The organism is Nocardiopsis mangrovi (genome assembly GCF_042653925.1).
GTDB lineage: Bacteria > Actinomycetota > Actinomycetes > Streptosporangiales > Streptosporangiaceae > Nocardiopsis_B > Nocardiopsis_B mangrovi.
This window is the reverse complement of record NZ_JBHSFQ010000013.1, coordinates 65,340-80,934: the sequence shown is the minus strand read 5'-3', so window position 1 is coordinate 80,934 and position 15,595 is coordinate 65,340. Positions and strand designations below refer to the sequence as shown.

Here is a 15,595-nt window from a genome sequence, read left to right as displayed (position 1 = left end):
GCGTCACTTTTAGTTTCTCTCGGGGCAGACTGAGGCTCTGACCTGGGGGAGAAGTCGGTGACAAAGGCGTACAGCCGGATGCTGCGGGCGGCTGCGGCGGGGGCCGCGGCCGTGCTCCTCGCCGTGCTGCTCCTGCACCCGGCGCTGCCCGCGGCCGGCCAGGGCGGCATCGTGGGGCTGTCGGTCTGGCTGCCCTCGGTCATCGGCATCCTGGTGATGCTGGCGGTGACGGGGCACCAGCGGCGCCACGACCTCGACGCCCGGACGTTCTCGGTCCTGGACGGCCACCCGGTGCACCGCGAACTCTGCTGGCTCGCGGTCTTCCTGCTCGGCTTCATCGGCGGGACGATCGGGCTGTCGGCGCTGTTCCACTCCATCAGCACCGACATCCCCTTCGTCATCGCGGTCCCCGCGGTGCGCGTGCTGTTCCTGTTCGTGCTGCCGGTGCTGTTCGTCGACCAGGCCGGCTTCAACGTGAGCGGCCAGGCCACGGCGATGCCGTCGCTGGCCATGGCGGTCGGCGACCGCTGGCGGTGGGCCGGGCTGATCCCCGTCCTGGCCGCGCTGGCGCTCGTCCCGCTGACGATCCACCCGGTGGCCCTCTACGACGTCCGGCTGGTGCTCCTGACCGCGGTGGTCGCCTTCATCGCCGTGGCGGTCCCGGAGGAGATCTTCTTCCGCGGCATGGTGCAGACCCGGCTGGAGTGGCTGGTGGGCCGCTGGGGCGGCATCGCCATCACCGCGCTGGTGTTCGCCGTGACCTATGCCGTCATGAAGGACTACGTCGAGCTGTCGCCGATGGACAAGGGGTCGACCGCCGCCCCCTGGTACTCCTCGGCGGCGACCTACGGCGTGCTCGGACTGCTCTACGGCTGCACCTGGTCGTTCTACCGCAACATCTGGCTGAGCATCCTGTTGCGCGGCGGGATCCTCACCCTCGCCGTGGCCCCGACCCTGCGACTGATCGGGTGAGCCGGATGCGACGGGTGAACGAGAGCACAGCGGCGCGGCGGGCGATCGTCGCCGCGGGCGCCGCGCTGCTCGTCGCCTCGGCGGTGCTGCTCTACGCCACCGGCCACACCGTGGTCCCGGGGTCCGAGGACTACCGGCCGGGGCCGGTGTGGCGGGTGTGGGTCCCGGTGGTGGCGGCGATGGTGGCCATCCGCCTGGTGCCCTGGACCACCCCGAGCGGGCCGGTCGACGAGCGGCTGCGCGGCAAGATGCGCGGGCGGTGGCCGCGGCTCGACCTGTTCGTGCTGGCGATGTGCCTGCTCGGCTTCGCCGCCGCCGACCCCGTGCTGGAGTCGGTGCTGCACGTCATCAGCACCGCCCTCACCCCGCTGTCCTACTTCCTCGCCAAGGCGTTCTTCCTGTTCCTGGTGCCGGTCATGCTGGTCGGCGGGTTCGGGGTGCTGCGCTACGACAGCGGCCCCGACCTGCCGCGCCTGTCGTTGCGGGTCTCCGAGGGGTGGCGGTGGGGCGGGCTGGCCGCGATCGCGGTCTACGCGCTGGTCGCGGTGTCGCCGTGGGCCGTGCAGCCGCCCATGGCGGGCGGCACCGTACCCGACCGCTTCACCGCCGTCCTGGTGATCACGATCAGCCTGCTGTCGTCGCCGATCCTGGAGGAGATCTTCTACCGCGGCATGCTCCAGACACGGCTGGAGTTCGTCCTGGGCCGCTGGCCGGGGATCGTGGCCGCCTCCTTCGCCTACTCCCTCTTCAGCCTGGTCGGGAGCGGCGTGCCCAACGGGTTCCCCGTGGCGCTGGCCATGTCGGTCTGCGTGCAGGGTGTCGCCGGGGTGATGTTCGGGTATCTGTGGACGCGCTACCGCAACATGTGGCTGAACATCGTCCTGCACTCGTTCATCACCCTGCTGGCCCCGGTTCCCCTGTCGTTCTGGGGATAGCGGCCGGCGGACGGGCCTTTCGGGGGGCGCGCGCCGTTCCGGATGTGACCCTTCTCCTCCGGAGGATCCGGAGGTCGGAGGAGGATTCGCCCGCATAACGGGTATGGAAGATCAATATTGATCATGTTTCGGACGTCATCTCGTTCTCGCTCGTTCATGAGAATGGGGGAATCTGCGAGCCGTGAGTGTGGAACCGGTACGCATGGATCACAGTGGCGACGACCTCCCTCTCGATCGCTTCCTCGATCGGGAGGAAGGCTGGCTGCGCTTCAACCAGCGCGTCCTCGAACTCGCCGAGGACACCTCCATCCCCCTGCTGGAGAGAGTCCGGTTCCTGGCGATCTTCTCCAGCAACCTCGACGAGTTCTTCATGGTCCGCGTCGCCGGGCTCAAACGCCGGCTGGCGACCGGGGTAGCCGTCGCGTCCCCCAGCGGCCACCACCCCCGCGACCTGCTGAGCCGCATCTCCAAGGTCACCCGTGAGCTGATGCTCCGCCACGCCCGCTGCTTCGACGAATCGGTGGCCCCGGCCCTGGCGGAGGCCGGGATCCGGATCGTCCGCTGGGCGGAGCTGGAGGACACCGACCGCCGGCGCATGCGCCGGTTCTTCACGCGCTCCGTCTACCCGGTTCTGACCCCCTTCACCGTCGATCCGGCCCACCCCTTCCCCTACATTTCCGGCCGCTCCCTGAACCTCGCCGTCACCGTCCGCGACCCCCGCACGGCGCGGCGGATGTTCGCCCGGGTCAAGGTCCCCTCGGTACTGCCGCGCTTCATCGAACTCCACGACCACCGCTTCGTCCCGGTCGAGGACGTCATCGCCGAGCACCTGCCCGAGCTGTTCGAGGGCATGGAGGTCGAGGCGCACCACGCGTTCCGGGTCACCCGCAACGCCGACCTGGAGGTCGACGAGGACGAGACCGACGACCTCGTGCAGTCGCTGGAGAACGAGCTGCTGCGGCGCCGCTTCGGCCCGCTGGTCCGGCTGGAGGTGGAGCCCACCATCTCCCCGGAGGTGCTGGACATCCTCAGCAACGAGCTGGGCGCCGAGCCCGAGGAGATCTACCGGGTGCCGGGGCCGCTCAACCTCGCCGGGCTGTCCCAGATCGCCGACATCGACCGGCCCGAGCTGACCTTCCCCCCGATGGTGCCGATCGAGCCGCGCCCCCTCACCGGCGACGACCTGTACGCGGCGTTTCGCGCGGGCGAGGTGCTGGTCCACCACCCCTACGAGTCCTTCGCCGCCACCACGGAGCGGTTCCTGGAGATGGCCGCCACCGACCCCGACGTCGTCGCCATCAAGCAGACCCTCTACCGCACCAGCGGCGACTCCCCGATCGTCGACTCCCTGATCGAGGCGGCCCGCTCCGGCAAGGAGGTCGTGGCGCTGGTCGAGATCAAGGCCCGCTTCGACGAGCAGAACAACATCCAATGGGCGCGCAAGCTGGAGGAGGCCGGCTGCCACGTCGTCTACGGGGTGGTCGGCCTCAAGACCCACTGCAAGCTCGCGCTCGTGGTGCGCCAGGAGGACGACGGCTCGCTGCGCCGCTACTGCCACGTCGGCACCGGCAACTACAACCCGCGCACCGCCCGCGCCTACGAGGACTTCGGCCTGTTCAGCGCCGACCCCGAGGTGGGGGCCGACCTCACCGACCTGTTCAACCACCTCACCGGATTCTCCCGCAAGCGCGACTACCGCCGCCTGCTGGTCGCCCCCACCGGGCTGCGTGACGACCTGGTCCGGCTGATCCGCAACGAGATCGAGCAGCACGCCCAAGGCGCGCCCGCGCGCATCCGCGTCAAGGTCAACTCGCTGGTCGACGAGGAGATGATCGACGCCTTCTACGCGGCGTCGCGGGCCGGCGTGCCCATCGACCTGTGGGTGCGCGGCAGCTGCGTGCTCCGGCCCGGCGTCCCCGGGCTGTCGGAGAACATCCGCGTGCGCAGCGTCCTCGGCCGCTACCTGGAGCACTCCCGCGTGTTCGTGTTCGAGAACGGGGGACGGCCCGAGGTGTGGATCGGCAGCGCCGACCTGATGCCGCGCAACCTGGACCGCCGGGTCGAGGCGATGATCCGGGTGGTCGAGCCCGACCACGTGTCGCGCCTGGTGGGGCTCATGGACCTGGCCATGTCCGACGACACCTCCGCATGGCGCATGGCGGCCGACGGCTCCTGGACGCGCGCCACCCGCGACGACGCGGGCGAACCGCTGCTGGACCTCCAGAACACCCTGCGGGGCGACCGCCACCTGAGGGTCGTCGATGTCTGAGCCGTCCCGGCCCCCGCTCGGCGAGGCCGTCGTCACCAGCGCCTTTCCGCCGCGCGACACCGCCCCCGGCGGCTACCTGGAGCCCATCCGCGCCGCGGGGGCCGTACTGTGGCGCCCGCGCCGCGGCGGCCCCGCCGGGGACGGCGACACGGCCGCCTCCGACCGCGAGGTCATGCTCGTCCACCGCCCCGACCGCGGCGACTGGTCCCTGCCCAAGGGCAAGCTGAAGAGCGGGGAGCACACGCTCACGGCGGCGGTCCGCGAGGTCACCGAGGAGACCGGCTGCGCGCCCGTCCTCGGCCGGCGGCTGCCGCCGCAGCGCTACCTCAAGAACGGCTGGCCCAAGCAGGTCGAATGGTGGGCCGCCACCCCCGCGGGCGCCTCCGCCTTCACCCCCAACGACGAGATCGACGCCGCGGAGTGGGTCGGCCTCGGCGCGGCCCGCGACCGGCTGACCTACGACCACGACGTCCAGGTGCTCGACAACTTCGCGCTGGGGCCGGCGCGCACCGTGCCGGTCGTCGTCCTCCGCCACGCCACCGCGGGGGAGAAGGGCTCCGCCGCCGCCGACGACGACCTGCTCCGCCCGCTCGACACCGCCGGGCGCGCGGACGCCGTGGAACTGGCTGACGTCCTGGGCGCCTTCGGCCCGATGGAGGTCGTCAGCTCGGCCGCCGCCCGGTGCACCGAGACGGTGCTGCCCTACGCGATGGCGCGTTCGGCGACGGTGGCCACCGGCCGCCCCTACACCGCAGGGGCGGGTGCCGACGGCGGGTTCGACGCCGAGGGCGCCCGCGAGGCGTTCGCCGGCGTGCTGGCGCGGCGCGGTCCGACACTGCTGTGCACGCACGGGGAGCTGATCGGGGGGCTGCTGCGCGACGCACTCGGCCGCTTGGGCGCGGCGATCCCGCAGCAGCCGGGCCTGCGCAAGGGATCGTTCTGGGTGATCCACCTCGACGCCGCCGACGGCACCCTGGCCGGCGCCGAACGCCATTCCGCCCGCGGGTAGCGAACCGGGCCGGAGCCCCGCCCCACGGCGGGACCCGGACGGTGTTCCACCGCGAGGCGAGGACCAGGGCTGCGTTCCGTCCGGGACAGGGACCCGGACGGCGTCCCGCCCGGGGATGGGGGAAGCGGGCAGGGGCTGAGATGATGCGGCCATGGCCGAACACAAAATCTCGCGCAGCGTCGTGATCGACGCTCCCGCGGAGAAGATCTTCGACATCATCGCCGACCCGCGCCGGCACGCCGAGATCGACGGATCGGGCACCGTCCAGGAGCTCGTCCACGGCCCGGAGCGGCTCGGCCCCGACGACCGCTTCGGCATGGACATGCGGATGGGGGTGGGGTACAAGATCGCCAACCGCGTGGTGGAGTTCGACGAGAACCGCCTGCTGGCCTGGCGCCACATGGGTCCCCACCGCTGGCGCTGGGAGCTGGAGCCCCTGGCCGACGGCAGCACCCGGGTCACCGAGACCTTCGACTACTCGGGCCCCACGGCCGCCCTCTACATCCTCGGCGGCCTTCCGCAGCGCAACGCCCGCAGCATCGAGCGTACCCTGCCCCGCCTCAAGGCCATCGCCGAAAACCCCGCCTGACACCCCGAACGGGGCCGCCGCCCCACCGGGCCGCCGCCCCGCCGAACACACCCCGAGCGGCCTGGGGCAGTGACCGTATTCCGGGAATCGGGTTCGGCAGGGGCTACTTTCGTCCTGAGCGAAAATAATTCCGCGAGAAATCAAAGGGGCATTTCCCGGCATTCCGTCGTTCGCGAGCACGGCGATTTGCGGATACCCCTATGTTCCTGGCATGCCCTCAATCCAACACGAGGTCCCCCTGGAAATGATCCGGAACGTCCCGGATATGGCCGTCGACCTGTTCTCACGCGTGGCACCCCGGGAATTGCCTGATTTCTCCCGGGTTCGTTGTGAATCCGGTGACGTCACGTCCATCGCTCCCACCGAACTTCGGGCCGACTCGGTCGTGGTCTGTGAGGACGGACGCGGTGAGCCGCAGCTGGCGATCATCACCGAGGTCCAGCTCAATATCGCTAAGGGGAAACGCCGGAGCTGGCCCCAGTACGCGACCAATCTCCACGCGCGTCTCGCATGCCCCGTGGCGCTGCTGGTCTTGACCCCCGATGACAGCGTCGCCAAGTGGTGCGCCGCCCCCATCGACTTCGGATGTGGCGAGGTCCGGCCCGTGGCGCTGTCCCTGACCGGTCTGAAGCCGTTCACCGACCACGAGAAGGTGCGCCGCCATCCCGAGCTCGCGATGCTCGCGGCGGCCGGAAGCCGCACCGATGACCGTACGGCGCTGGACGCGCTGGTCCCGGCCCTGCGCGCCTGTATCGAAGCGTCGAGCACCGGATATGTTGAGTACGTACTCACGGCCCTTCCGGCCCGAGCCAAGAAGTACCTGGAGGCAGCCATGAACCTGCGGATCGACGGCTATGAGACGGAGGCATTCAAGCGCCCCTTCCTCGAAGGTGAGATGAAGAGCCGTGCGGAGGATGTCCTCTTGGTCCTCGAGAAGAGGGGGATCGAGATCTCCGGTGAGGCGCGGACGCGGATCGCCTCCTGTGGCGACATCGACACCCTCACCCTCTGGCTCGGGCGTGCGGTCACAGCGGACCGCGTAGAAGAGCTCTTCGAGTGAAAATTCGCCATGAAGAACGATCGGTATAAGTCAGACATCTTTCGCATCCCATACGGATTGGGGTACGTGTGCGGCCGGGCCGAAGTCCAGGCGGAAGCCGCGTCCGGCGGCAGCACGGCGCACGGCATCGCAACGGCCCTGCTGGCGTTCCTCGTCCTCAAAGTGGTCGACGTTCCCGACTCCGTGGAGAAACGGGTTCTGGCCTGTGACGATTTCGACACCCTCTTCCTCTGGATCGCGCGGGCGACCAAGGTGAGCAGGGCCGAGGACATCTTCACCGCACTCCGCGCAGCGACGGCGGAATGAACCCCCATGTGACCGTGGGCGGGAGCCGGGGCTCCCGCCCACCGCCGCGTTCCCGTTCACCCGGGCGTCCTACAGTCTCTGTAGGAGCAGTTGGTGCTGCGGTGCTCATGGCGGTCGGTGATGAACCCCTTTGATGTTCGCTCGCGGGTGCGGGGCAGGGTCCACTGGCCCGCGCCCGGTGCGGTCGTGCTCTGGGCGGGGCTCACCGCGGTGCTGGCACTGGAGACCCTCGCGGGGCCCGTGGCGGCGCGGCGTCCGGTCGAGTTCGTCGTCGGGGCGCTGCTGCTCGCGTTGAGTGTCGCACTGGCGCGTTCCCGTCCCCTCCGGTCCCTGGTCCCGCCATTGGCGATGGCGGTGTCCGCTCCCGTGCTCGCGTACCTGGGTGGAGCGCTGACGGCGGCACCGCCTTTCTCGATCACCCCCTTCGCGGCGCTCATTCCCCTCGGCTACCTGGCCGGGCGGCGCGGCACCGAACCGCGTCCGTTCCTGCTCCTGATGGCGGCGGCGGCCGTCGCGGGGCTGGTGGCCGGGGTGGCGACCGGTGCCGCCGAGGCCGGGGCCTTCGGCGCCGTGTCCGCCGTCTTCGACTGGCCACTGCTGCCGGCCGCCGGAACGGCGGCTCCGGTCGCCCCCTGGCTGCTCGGGCGTTACCGGCGGCAGGCGGCCGACCTGGTCCGGGCGGGCTGGGAACGCGCCGAGCTGCTGGAGGCGCTGCGGCGCGACGGCGACGAGCGCGCCCGGCTGCGCGAACGGGCGCGGATCGCCCGGGACATGCACGATTCGCTGGGCCACGACCTCAGCCTCATCGCCTTGCGCGCCGCGGCCCTCGAGGTCGCGCCCGGCGCTGCGGCCGAACACCGGGAGGCCGCCGGCGCACTGCGCGCCGATGTCGCCGCGGCGGCCGAGCGGCTGCGCGACGTCATCGGCGTCCTGCGGCCCGAGGGAGGCGCCGGACCTAGCGGTGCCACCGACCCCGGCGGCGCCTCCAGCCCCGACATTCCCGACCTCGGCGGCACGTCGGGCCTCGCCATTTCCGGGGTCATCGGCGTCACCCGTCCCGATGTCGCCGGGCCGGACGGCACCACCCGGCCCGATATCTCCGGGCTCGTCGACCGGGCCGCCGCGGCGGGGATGAGGGTGGAGCTGACGGGCGACGGGGGCCTCGACGGGGTTCCGGACACGGTCCGGCGGGCCGCGCACCGGATCGTGCAGGAGGGCCTCACCAACGCCGCCAAACACGCGCCGGGCTCCGCGGTCACCGTGCTCCTGCGCCATACGGCCACGGCGACCGAGGTCCGGGTCGTCAACGGGGCGCCCGACGCCCCGGCCCCTGAGGCACTCGGGCCGGACGCGGGTGTGCGTAGGGTGCCCGGCACCGGCACGGGGCTGGCCGCCATGGCGGAACGCGCCCGGCTGCTCGGCGGCACGCTGCGCGCGGCCCCGCACGGCGGCGGGTTCGCGGTCGACGCCGTTCTGCCGCACCGCACCGACGTCGCGGGTCCGCACAGCACCGACGGCGGCGGCACGGAGGCCGCCACCGCCATGGGGGCGGACGGCATCGGCGCCACCGGCCCGGAGCACGTCGGCGCCGCCGGCCAGGGGCGCGTCTCCGTCGGCCAAGGGCGCATCGCCGCCGGTCCGGGGCGCGTCGGGGGCGGGCCCGCGACGGAGTCCGCCCGCCAGTACGAGGAGCGCCGGCTCAGGGTGCGCCGCGGGCTGTCCGTCCTCCTCCTGGTCCCGGTGGCGGTGCCCGCCGCGATCGGGGTGCTGAAGCTCGCCGCCGACGGCGCGGTGTCCACGGTCAACGGCCTCGACCCCGCCGTCTACGCCGACCTGCGCGTCGGCCACGACCGAGGGGAGGTCGAGCGGCGGCTGCCGTTCTTCCGGATGTTCGCGGATCCGGTCGGCGACATGCCGGCCGCTCCGGCGGATGCCGAATGCGTCTACTACTGGTCCGCGCAGCAGACCGACGAGCGGAAGTTCTTCCGGCTATGTTTCGCGGAGGACCGGCTCGCGGCCAAGGACGCCCTGCCGCTGAGCGCCCTGTCGCCGAACCAGTGAACCGATCGACCGAGAACCGGAGACGCCCGCTGTGATCCGCGTGCTGCTGGCCGACGACGAGCCGCTCATCCGCGCCGGTGTGCGCGCCGTGCTGGGCTCCGACCAGGGCATCGAGGTGGTCGCCGAAGCCGCCGACGGACGCGAGGCCGTCGAGCTGGCCCGCGCACACCGCCCCGATGTGGCGCTGCTCGACATCGTGATGCCGCGGCTCGACGGCCTGGCCGCCGCGGCCGAGATCGCCTCGGGGGTCCCGGGCACCGGCGTGATCATGCTGACGACGTTCGCCGAGGACGACCACATCGCCCGCGCGCTCAACGGGGGAGCGAGCGGATACCTGCTCAAGCTCGGCGCGCCCGGCGAACTCCTGGCCGGCGTGCACGCGGTCGCCGGGGGAGCGGCCTACCTCTCGCCGCTGATCGCGCAGCGGGTCATCACGGCCCTGACCTCCGGTGCCGCGGGCGGCCGGATGACCCGCGCCGCCCGCGCACGCGAGCAGGTCGCCCGGCTGACCGACCGGGAGCGTGAGGTCCTGGCCCTGGTCGGCGCGGGCTCCTCCAACGCCGAGATCGCCCGCCGGCTGCACGTCGTCGAGGGGACGGTCAAGGTCTTCGTCAGCGCGATCCTGCGCTCCCTGGGCGTCCGCAACCGTGTCCAGGCCGCCGTCATCGCCTACGAGGCCGGCCTCGTGGACGGCCACCTCTGACGCGCGGGCCCCGTGCCGGCTCCGATCCGGCCACGGCCCGAGGGCGCCAAGGCAGAGGGACGGCCGCGTCTCGCTGCGTGCCGTCCCCTCCCACGGTCAGGACCCGTCCCATGGAGAGCGAGGCCCGCAGCGCCCGCCCGCCCGTGAGTTCGGCCGCGGACCGCTGTCCCAGGGCGGTGGAGTTCCGGCGCGGGCGCCGATCCGCGGTCGGTCGGGGCACGGACGCGTCGCCGCCCGGCCCTTCCGCGGTGCCGGGAGCCGCCCGGACCGCGCCGCTGCGGAACCGTGCCGCGGAGCCGTGCCGCCCGCGCCTTCCCGGCCGCCCTCCGCCACGGCGGATCGTCTATCACTTTCGGCAGGGTGACGGGAAGCGAAGGTCGGATGGAACGCCGCGGCCGCGTCGGCACGCTGAAGCCCATGACACCACTCCGATCTTCTTTCTCCCCGCGGCGGGTGCTCGGTGTATCCGTCGCCGCCGCGCTGGCGGCGGCCGGCCTCGTGGCGCCGCCCGCTCTCGCCGGGGACCCGGCGGCGGGCGGTTCCGGCGGTCCCGTCGAGATCGCGCTGCCGGAGCCGACCGGTGACCACGACATCGGCACCGTCGAGCTCCACCTGGTCGACGAGGACCGCCCCGATCCCTGGGACGACCAGGGACGCCCCCGCGAGATCATGGCGAACGTCTGGTACCCGGCCGAGCACGTCCGCGGCGTCCCGCGCGCCCCCTACCTCTCGGCGGGCGTCGCCGACCACCTCGATCGGACCTCCGCGTCCGTGGGCATCGACCCGGGCGACGTGGACTTCGCCGGAGCGCTCAGCCACGCCGGCGTGCGCGCCCCCGTGGCCCGCGGGCTCCGCGGCGCCCCGGTGGTGGTCTACTCACCGGGGGGCGGCATGTCGCGCGCCATGGGGACGACGCTGGTGGAGGAGCTCGCCGGCAGCGGCTACATCGTCGTCACCGTCGACCACACCTACCAGGCGCCGGTGCAGCTGCCCGACCGGTTCGAACCGCCCGCCCCCAGACCCGACTACGCGCAGGTGGTCTCGGAACGCGTCGCCGACCTCCGGTTCGTGCTCGACCGGTTGGCGGACGCGGCCGGCGGCGGCGTCCGCGACGCCGCCGGACGGGGCCTCCCGCGCGGGCTCGGCGGGGCCATGGACCTGTCGCGGACGGCGATGTTCGGCCACTCCGCCGGCGGCTTCGCCACCGCCGAGGCCATGCTCGCCGACCCCCGCATCCGGGCCGGGATCAACATGGACGGCGACATGAGCCCGAACTACGCCCTGGAGACGGACGTCCGCGGCACGGACCGACCGTTCATGCTGATGGGCGCGGGCTCCAACGGCGACGGCGACCCGCACGACCTCGACCACGGCCTCGGGTGGCGCGGGTTCACGGACCGCTCGACCGGGTGGAAGCGGGCCCCCTACCTGCCCGCGGGCGAGCACATGGGGTTCACCGATTTCCAGGTCGTGCTGCCCGGTATCGGCCGCTCGCTGGACCTCGATGAGGAGGCCGTGGCCGCCGCCATAGGCACCGCCGACCCCGAACGCAGCCTCGCCGCGCAGCGGGCCTACACCACCGCCTTCTTCGACCTCCACCTGCGCGGAGAGCCGACGGACCTCTTCGACGGCCCGTCGCCCGACCATCCCGGCTGGGAGTTCCGCTCCTGACGGGCACTCCGGCCGGGTGCGCACCGGCGCGCGCCCGGCCGGGGCACCGCGCCCATCGGGGCACGTCCGCGCAGGCGGGCGTGCCAGACTTGGGGTATGCCTCCGCACCACGCCGAAGCCCGGATCGACCTGGGCGCCATCAGTGAGAACACCGAGCTGCTGCGTCGCACCGCGCCCGGTGCTCAGGTCATGGGCGTGGTCAAGGCCGACGGCTACGGCCACGGCATGCTGCCCGCCGCCCGCGCCCTGCTCGCCGGCGGCGCGACCTGGCTGGGCACCGCCTTCATCGACGAGGCGCTCCAGCTGCGCGCCGCCGGGGTCGACACCCCCGTGGTGGCCTGGATCCTGCCGCCCGGCGCCCCGCTGGCCTCGGCGATCGCGGCCGGTATCGACCTCGGTGTCAGCACCCCCGAGCTGGTCGACGCGATCGGCCTGGCCGCCCGCGAGACCGGCCGCCCCGCACGCGTCCACCTGAAGGCCGACACCGGCCTCAACCGCGGCGGGGTGACCGCCGCCCAGTGGCCCGACACCGTCGCCGCCGCCGCGCGCGCCGAGGCCGACGGCCTGCTCCGGGTCACCGGACTGTTCTCCCACTTCGCCTGCTCCGACGAGCCCGGCCACGCCTCCATCGGGATGCAGATCTCGGCGTTCCACGAGGCGCTGGAGATCGCCGATAAGGCCGGGCTGCGGCCCGAGGTGCGCCACCTCGCCAATTCCGCGGCCGCGCTCACCCTGCCCGAGACCCACTTCGACCTGATCCGCCCCGGCATCGCCGGCTACGGCATCACCCCCATCCCCGCCCTCACCGGCACGGGGCTGCGGCCGGCCATGACCCTCAGCGCCCGGATCGCCCTGGTCAAGCGGGTCCCCGAGGGCAGCGGGGTCTCCTACGGGCACCGCTACACCACCGACCGCTCCACCCGCCTGGCCCTCGTCCCCGTCGGCTACGGCGACGGCGTCCCGCGCGCGGCCACCAACACCGCAGAAGTGCTGGCCGCCGGACGGCGGCGCCGCATCGCGGGCACCGTGTGCATGGACCAGTTCATGCTGGACATCGGCGAGGACCCGGCCGCCGCCGGCGACGACGCCGTCCTGTTCGGCCCGGGCGACCGGGGCGAGCCCACCGCGCAGGACTGGGCCGACGCCCTCGGTACCATCCCCTACGAGATCGTCACCCGGGTCGGCCCCCGGGTCCCGCGGACCTATACCGGAGCCTGACCCCGCCGGTCCCGGGAATGACGTCGCAGCGGTGCGGCGTTGTGCCTACCCTGGTGAGGGGCGCCGACCGCCCCGGTTCTCCGAGACGACCCTGCGAGCCGATGACCGACACCACCCGCACTTCCGACACCGTCGCCGCCACCGTGGAGGCCGCGACCGACTCCGCCATGCGCGCCCTGGGCCGCCGCCTCGGCCGGCTGCTGCGCGCGGGCGACGTCCTCATCCTGTCCGGCCCGCTGGGGGCGGGCAAGACCACCCTCACCCAGGGAATCGGCGAAGGGCTGGACGTGCGCGGCCCGGTGACCTCGCCGACCTTCGTGATCTCGCGCATCCACCCGTCCCTCTCGGGCGGCCCCGCGCTGGTGCACGTCGACGCCTACCGGCTCGGCGACTCCGTCGAGATCGATGATCTGGACCTCGACAGCGAGCTGCCCCACTCCGTGACCATCGTCGAATGGGGCGCCGGCGTGGCAGAGGAGCTGTCCGACGACCGGCTGGAGATCGTCATCGAACGCCGCGCCGACGACACCCGCGTCCTCCGGCTGACCGGCGTCGGCGCCCGGTGGGCCGACGCGGACCTCGGCACGGAATAGGCTGGGCGACCGTGCTGCTCCTCGCTTTCGACACCGCGACCCCGGCGGTCACCGCCGCGGTCTGCGAATCCCGCGACGGCACCGTCCGCGTGCGGGCCGAACTCTCCTCCGTCGACGCCCGCCGCCACGGCGAGCTGCTCGCCCCCGGCATCGACGACGTCATGCGCCGGGCAGGCGCCGGGCTGGGCGAACTCACCCACATCGCGGTGGGGATCGGCCCCGGCCCCTATACGGGCCTGCGCGTCGGGCTGGCCACCGCCGACGCGCTCGCCGACGCCCTGGGCATCCCCTGCCACGGTGTCGCCACGCTCGACGCCGTGGCCTTCGCCTCCGGCCGCCGCACCCCCTTCATCGCTGCCACCGACGCGCGGCGCAAGGAGGTGTTCTGGGCCCGCTACGACGACGCCACCACCCGTACCGGCGACATCGCGGTCGGCCGGCCCGCGGAGCTCGACACCGGCGGGCTGCCGGTGATCGGCCACGGCGCCCGGATCTACGCCGACGTCTTCGGGCAGGACGCCGGCGCCGCCGAGCCGCTCTACCCCACCGCCCGGGCCCTGGGCGAACTCGCGCTGCACCGGCTGTCGGCCGGGGCCGGGCTCCCCGAGCCCCGCCCCCTCTACCTGCGCCGCCCCGACGCCACCGTGCCCGGAGCACCCAAGAAGGTGCGCCAGTGGCAGGCGTGACCGGGGGCGCCGAGCTGCGCCCGATGACCGAGGACGACATCGCCGGCGTCATGGAGCTGGAGCGCGCCCTGTTCCCCAAGGACGCCTGGACCGAGCAGATGATGCGCTCCGAACTCGCCGAGGACTCCCGCCACTACTTCGTGGCCCGCATCGACGGCGAGATGGTCGGCTACGCCGGGCTGCGCTCGGTGCCGCCCCAGGGCGACGTGCAGACCATCGCCGTCGCGGCGTCCCACCAGGGCCGGGGGGTCGGCAGGGCGCTGCTCACCGAGCTGCTGAGCCGGGCGCGCACGCTCGGCGTGGAGGACGTGTTCCTGGAGGTCCGCTCCGACAACCCCCGGGCACGCGAACTGTACCGCCGGTTCGGGTTCACCCCGATCGGCATCCGGCGCGGCTACTACGCCGGCGCCGACGCGATCGTGATGCGCCGCTCCGACGGCGCGTCCGGCGAGGAGGCCACCCCGTGAGCGCGCGCGACCTGCCCCTGATCCTGGGGATCGAGACCTCCTGCGACGAGACCGGCGTCGGCCTGGTCCGCGGCTGCGAGCTGCTCGGCGACGAAGTCGCCTCCAGTGTCGACCAGCACGCGCGCTTCGGCGGGGTCGTGCCCGAGGTGGCCAGCCGCGCCCACCTGGAGGCGATGACCCCCACGGTGCGCCGGGCGCTCGACGCGGCCGGGGTGAAGCCGGCCGACATCGACGCGATCGCCGTGACCGCCGGCCCCGGCCTCGCCGGCGCGCTGCTGGTCGGGGTGTCGGCCGCGAAGGCCTACGCCATGGCGCTGGGCAAACCGCTCTACGGGGTGAACCACCTCGTCGGCCACGTGGCCGTCGACCAGCTGGAACACGGCCCGCTGCCCAAGCCGACCGTGGCGCTCCTGGTCTCCGGCGGGCACACCTCCCTGCTCCTGGTCCGCGACCTCGCCACCGATGTCCGCTCGCTGGGCGACACCGTCGACGACGCGGCGGGGGAGGCATACGACAAGGTCGCCCGGCTCCTGGGCCTGCCCTACCCGGGCGGGCCGCACGTCGACCGCGCGGCCCGCGACGGCGACCCCGCGGCCATCCGCTTCCCGCGCGGGAAGTGGGGCGACGGCACCTACGACTTCTCCTTCTCCGGCCTCAAGACCGCCGTGGCCCGGTGGGTGGAGGACGCCGGGCGCACCGGGCGCGCGCTGTCGGTGCCCGACATCGCCGCCGCGTTCCAGGAATCGGTGGTCGACGTGCTCACCCGCAAGGCGGTGGACGCCTGCACCGCGCACGGGGTCGGCCACCTGGTGATCAGCGGGGGAGTGGCGGCGAACTCGCGGCTGCGCGCACTGGCCGCCGAGCGCTGCGCCGCGGCGGGCATCGAGCTGCGCGTGCCGCGCCCGCGGCTGTGCACCGACAACGGCGCGATGATCGCGGCGCTGGGCGCCGAGGTCGTGGCGGCCGGGCTGCCGCCGTCGGCGCTGGACCTGGCCACCGACACCTCGCTGCCGGTCGAGCAGCCCTTGGCGGGCTGACCCGGGCGGACGCCGCTTC

Annotated in this window: 15 protein-coding genes; all 15 read left to right on the top strand. The window is 73.2% G+C overall.

Annotated elements, in window-relative coordinates:
* Nucleotides 1–57: 57 nt before the first annotated feature.
* Nucleotides 58–972, top strand: a complete 915-nt coding sequence (locus ACFO4E_RS14885; protein ID WP_378574968.1) for a CPBP family intramembrane glutamic endopeptidase — start codon at nucleotides 58–60, stop codon at nucleotides 970–972.
* 14 nt (nucleotides 973–986) lie between these two features.
* Entirely contained in the window at nucleotides 987–1,907 is a 921-nt protein-coding gene (locus ACFO4E_RS14880; protein ID WP_378574966.1) for a CPBP family intramembrane glutamic endopeptidase, read from the top strand.
* A gap of 202 nt (nucleotides 1,908–2,109) precedes the next feature.
* Entirely contained in the window at nucleotides 2,110–4,176 is a 2,067-nt protein-coding gene (locus ACFO4E_RS14875; protein WP_378574963.1) for an RNA degradosome polyphosphate kinase, read from the top strand.
* Nucleotides 4,169–5,185 (top strand): NUDIX hydrolase, encoded by a 1,017-nt coding sequence (locus ACFO4E_RS14870; RefSeq protein ID WP_378574960.1) that lies wholly within the window; start codon nucleotides 4,169–4,171, stop codon nucleotides 5,183–5,185. Before ACFO4E_RS14875 ends, ACFO4E_RS14870 begins: the two co-directional genes overlap by 8 nt.
* Before the next feature lie 151 nt (nucleotides 5,186–5,336).
* Nucleotides 5,337–5,774, top strand: a complete 438-nt coding sequence (locus ACFO4E_RS14865; protein WP_378574958.1) for an SRPBCC family protein — start codon at nucleotides 5,337–5,339, stop codon at nucleotides 5,772–5,774.
* Between the two features lie 265 nt (nucleotides 5,775–6,039).
* On the top strand, nucleotides 6,040–6,834 hold the full coding sequence (locus ACFO4E_RS14860; RefSeq protein WP_378574955.1) for a hypothetical protein: 795 nt from the start codon (nucleotides 6,040–6,042) through the stop codon (nucleotides 6,832–6,834).
* Between the two features lie 9 nt (nucleotides 6,835–6,843).
* Nucleotides 6,844–7,140, top strand: coding sequence for a hypothetical protein (locus tag ACFO4E_RS14855; RefSeq protein ID WP_378574952.1), 297 nt, complete (start codon nucleotides 6,844–6,846; stop codon nucleotides 7,138–7,140).
* A 120-nt stretch (nucleotides 7,141–7,260) separates the two neighbouring features.
* The gene (locus ACFO4E_RS14850; RefSeq protein ID WP_378574950.1) at nucleotides 7,261–9,201 is read left to right on the top strand and encodes a sensor histidine kinase; all 1,941 of its coding nucleotides are present in this window, start codon (nucleotides 7,261–7,263) and stop codon (nucleotides 9,199–9,201) included.
* 31 nt (nucleotides 9,202–9,232) lie between these two features.
* The gene (locus tag ACFO4E_RS14845; RefSeq protein ID WP_378574948.1) at nucleotides 9,233–9,904 is read left to right on the top strand and encodes a response regulator; all 672 of its coding nucleotides are present in this window, start codon (nucleotides 9,233–9,235) and stop codon (nucleotides 9,902–9,904) included.
* Between the two features lie 417 nt (nucleotides 9,905–10,321).
* Nucleotides 10,322–11,575, top strand: a complete 1,254-nt coding sequence (locus ACFO4E_RS14840) for an alpha/beta hydrolase family protein (RefSeq protein ID WP_378574946.1) — start codon at nucleotides 10,322–10,324, stop codon at nucleotides 11,573–11,575.
* 96 nt (nucleotides 11,576–11,671) lie between these two features.
* On the top strand, nucleotides 11,672–12,793 hold the full coding sequence (gene alr, locus ACFO4E_RS14835) for an alanine racemase (RefSeq protein WP_378574945.1): 1,122 nt from the start codon (nucleotides 11,672–11,674) through the stop codon (nucleotides 12,791–12,793).
* A 101-nt stretch (nucleotides 12,794–12,894) separates the two neighbouring features.
* Nucleotides 12,895–13,386 carry a tRNA (adenosine(37)-N6)-threonylcarbamoyltransferase complex ATPase subunit type 1 TsaE gene (gene tsaE / locus ACFO4E_RS14830; protein ID WP_378574943.1) on the top strand — a complete coding sequence of 164 codons (492 nt, stop codon included), beginning with the start codon at nucleotides 12,895–12,897 and terminating at the stop codon, nucleotides 13,384–13,386.
* Between the two features lie 11 nt (nucleotides 13,387–13,397).
* Complete coding sequence (gene tsaB / locus ACFO4E_RS14825) at nucleotides 13,398–14,072, top strand: tRNA (adenosine(37)-N6)-threonylcarbamoyltransferase complex dimerization subunit type 1 TsaB (protein WP_378574940.1); 675 nt, start codon at nucleotides 13,398–13,400, stop codon at nucleotides 14,070–14,072.
* A gap of 23 nt (nucleotides 14,073–14,095) precedes the next feature.
* Entirely contained in the window at nucleotides 14,096–14,539 is a 444-nt protein-coding gene (rimI, locus tag ACFO4E_RS14820; protein WP_378575144.1) for a ribosomal protein S18-alanine N-acetyltransferase, read from the top strand.
* Entirely contained in the window at nucleotides 14,536–15,576 is a 1,041-nt protein-coding gene (gene tsaD / locus ACFO4E_RS14815) for a tRNA (adenosine(37)-N6)-threonylcarbamoyltransferase complex transferase subunit TsaD (RefSeq protein ID WP_378574938.1), read from the top strand. The genes rimI and tsaD overlap by 4 nt, the downstream gene beginning before the upstream one ends.
* Nucleotides 15,577–15,595 lie beyond the last annotated feature (19 nt).